General features: G+C 73.9%; 3 protein-coding genes. All 3 read left to right on the forward strand.

Annotation, left to right across the window (positions count from 1 at the left end; translation table 11 throughout):
* Positions 1 to 1,381: hypothetical protein (locus MXD58_RS23380; protein ID WP_250609927.1), on the forward strand; the 1,381-nt coding region annotated here is incomplete at its 5' end.
* Positions 1,378 to 1,959, forward strand: coding sequence for a hypothetical protein (locus MXD58_RS23385; RefSeq protein WP_248836620.1), 582 nt, complete (start codon positions 1,378 to 1,380; stop codon positions 1,957 to 1,959). The genes MXD58_RS23380 and MXD58_RS23385, both read left to right, overlap by 4 nt.
* Positions 1,956 to 3,308: a glycosyltransferase family 2 protein gene (locus MXD58_RS23390; protein ID WP_248836621.1), complete on the forward strand. Its 1,353-nt coding sequence runs from the start codon at positions 1,956 to 1,958 to the stop codon at positions 3,306 to 3,308. Before MXD58_RS23385 ends, MXD58_RS23390 begins: the two co-directional genes overlap by 4 nt.
* Positions 3,309 to 3,353 lie beyond the last annotated feature (45 nt).

Here is a 3,353-nt window from a genome sequence, read left to right on the forward strand (position 1 = left end):
GCCGTGTTCCTCGATCATGGCCGCGGTGAGTAGCAGCAGGTCCTCCATGTCCAGGACGCCGGACTCGCTCTTGACCTACGCGCTGACCGCGAGTTCCGTCGGCAACGCGCTGACCGGGTTGCTGTGTTACGTCCTGTCCGCCCGGCTGTACCCGCAGGACGTCGTCGGCCAGGCCGCCGGCCTCACCTCGGGGCTGGTGCTGATCTCGGCGATCGCGTCGCTGGACCTGCACACCGCCCTGCAGCGCTTCCTGCCCGGCGCAGGTCGGTCCGCCGGGCGGCTGGTGTGGGGTTGCTACGTCACGGTCGCGGTGTGCAGCGCGGCGGCGGCCGTGCCGTTCGTGCTGATCTTCGGCGCCGACCTGTTCGGCGGGAACCCCGGTGGGGGACTACTGTGGTACCCGGCTTCGGTCGGCGCCTGGTCGGTGTTCGCGCTGCAGGACATCGTGCTGCTCGGCCTCGGCGCCGCGATCCTCGTCCCGGTCGAGAACCTGGCGTTCGGGCTGATGCGGCTCGGGCTGGTGGCGCTGCTCGTCGGCGGCGGCGGGTACGCCGTGTTCGCCTCCTGGCTGCTGCCGGTGGCCCTGCTCATCGTCGTGGTCAACCTGGTGGTCTGGCGCCGGGTGCTGCCGCGGTTCGCCGCCGCTGCCGAACCGGGGCCGCCCGGCTGGGACGTCCCGACCGTCGCCCGCTTCGTCGGCGGCAGCCACATCGGCAACCTCGTCGGCGTGGCCAGCGCGAACCTGCTGCCTCTGATCGTCGTCGCGCACCTGGGCACCGAGGGCAACGCGGTGTTCTACATCGCCTGGATGGTGCCCTACAGCCTGCGGATGATCGCGTTCAACTTCGGCTCGTCCCTGCTCGTCCACGGCTCCGTCGACCCGACGCAGATCCCGTCCCTGCTGCGCACGGCACTGCGCCGGCAGGCGACGCTGCTCGTGCCCGTCCTCGTCGTGATCCTGCTGTTCGCGCACCCGCTGCTGCTGGTGTTCGGCCCCGCCTACGCGCAGGCCGCGAACCTGCTGCGGCTGCTGTCCCTGAGCCTGATCCCGATCGTGGTCGTCTCGGCGTACCTGCCGATCGCCCGGGTGAAGGGCCGCCTCCTGGAGGCGGTCGCGATCAGCATCGTCTGCGGCGTCGCGGAGCTCGGCGGTGCCTGGCTGGGCCTGACCCACCACGGCCTGACCGGCCTGGGCCTTGGCTACCTCGCCGCGGACGTCGCCGTCGCGCTGCTCGTCCTGCCGCGGCTGGCGGCCTTCCTGACCATCCCCGCCCGCCGTGACCCGCCGGCCGCCGCGCTCGCCGGCATCACCGGCGTGGGCGGCGCCCCGGCGCCGCGCCCACGCCGTGGGCGGCGCCCGACGAAAGGCGATCGCCGATGACACGTGACGCCGCCGGCCGAGGCCGGGCCGACCGGTCCGAGGCGGCCAATCGCTCCAGCTACGGCGAACCGTGGGTGGATTCGGCGGCGACGGTCCAGCTCACCCTGCCCGACCGGGCCGGTCGACGCGGTCGGCCGGGCGGCGAGGGGACCGACGGACGACGGCCGGACGCCCTGTCCGACCGGGCCCGCGTCGCCGTCGACGCGGTGCTGCTCGCGGCCGTCGCGGTGCTCGCCGCCGCGGTCCTGGTGGCCCCGCACTCCCCGGTGCGGGCCGCCGCCGCGTTCACCTGCCTGGCACTGCTGCCCGGCTGGGCGGCGCTGAGCAGGCTGGCGCCGCTGGACCCGGTGACGACGGTCGGCCTCGCGATCGCGTTCAGCCTCGCGGCCGACCTGCTCGTCGCCGTCGCCCTCGTGTTCGCGGGGGCCTGGCATCCCCTGCCCGCCGCGCTGTTGCTCGGGGTCCCGAGCGTCGGCCTGGTCGGCCATGACCTTTACCGCCGGGGCGCGCAGCGCGGCGCCGCCCTCACCCGTCCTGTCAGTGTGCTCGGATCTACAGGTAAGGACTCTGCGCGATGACTGATCCTCGGCAGCGGTGGGAGCGCTCCCGCCCCGTACCGACCTTCTGCGGTGAGGTCGAGCTCGGCGACCCGGCTCTGCCCGCCACGGTGCTCACCCGCGCCGGCGGGGAGCCCTACGAGCAGATCCGCCTGCTCGTCCGACTGCACGGCGAGCCCCTGGGCTACCTCAACCTGCCGTTGAAGGACGGCCTGCTCCACCACGAGGACTTCTACGACACCGCGACCGAGGCGTTCCGCGACCGGGTGGCGATCCACCTGCGCGGCGACGGCCTGCACGCGGTCGCCGCGCTCGCCCCGGGGGTGATTCCGCCGCGGGAGAAGACCGCGCACTGCTCGCGGTCCGTGGTCGACCCCACGTCGGTGACCGTGGTGGTGTGCACCCGCAACCGGGCGGCCATGCTGCCCGCGTGCCTCGCGGGGCTGCGCGCGCTGGACCATCCGGACCTGGAGATCGTCATCGTCGACAACGCGCCGTCGGACGAGTCCACCCGGGAGGTGTTCGACCGCGAGGTCGGGGACGTGGCGCGGTTCCGCTACGTGCGCGAGGACCGTCCGGGCCTGTCCTGGGCGCGCAACCGCGGGGTCGCCGAGGCGCGCGGCGAGGTGATCGCCTTCACCGACGACGACGTGCGCGTCGACAGCGACTGGGTCGCCGGGCTGCTGCGCGGGTTCCGCTCGGGCACGCACGTCGGCTGCGTCACCGGCCTGGTGTCGACCGCCACCCTGGAGAACCTCGCCGAGTACTACTTCGACTCGCGGGTGACCTGGGCGTCGACCTGCCAGCCGCACCTGTACGACATGGACCGTCACCGGCTCGCCCACCCGCTGTACCCGTACTCGGCGGGCGTGTTCGGTGCCGGCGCGAACTTCGCGGTCCGCGCCGACATGATCCGCGAGATCGGCGGGTTCGACGAGGCGCTGGGCGCCGGCACCGCCACCGAGGGCGGCGAGGACCTCGACGCCTTCGTCCGGGTGCTGCTCGCTGGCCACCAGCTCGCCTACGAGCCCTCCGCGCTGGTCTGGCACAGCCACCGCAGTGACCTCGACGCGCTGCGCCGCCAGATGTGGGGCTACGGCACCGGCCTGACGGCGTACCTCGTCAAGCACCTGGGGGCCCGGCGCAGCCGCAACGAGATCCTCGCCAAGCTGCCCGTCGGCATGTGGAAGATCTGGAAGATCGGTGACGCCACCCGGGAGAGCTACGGCCGTGAGCACGCGATGCCGCGCGGGCTGCTCGCCCGCGAGCGGGTCGGCATGATCGCCGGCCCGGTCCTCTACGCGCAGTCGCGTGCCGCCGCCCATCGTGCCGGCGCGGTCCGGACCGGGGCGGTCGATGCCCGCTCCTGACAGCCCGCCGCTGACCGCGCCACCCCGGCCGGGCCGGCGCGAGAC

This window comes from Frankia sp. AgKG'84/4 (assembly GCF_023242965.2).
In the GTDB taxonomy this organism is placed as follows: Bacteria; Actinomycetota; Actinomycetes; order Frankiales; family Frankiaceae; genus Frankia.

Excerpts from the sequence above, each read along its gene's own strand:
- MXD58_RS23385 (WP_248836620.1), top strand. The coding sequence starts at position 1,378 with ATGACACGTGACGCCGCCGGCCGAGGCCGGGCCGACCGGTCCGAGGCG.
- MXD58_RS23390 (WP_248836621.1), top strand. The coding sequence starts at position 1,956 with ATGACTGATCCTCGGCAGCGGTGGGAGCGCTCCCGCCCCGTACCGACC.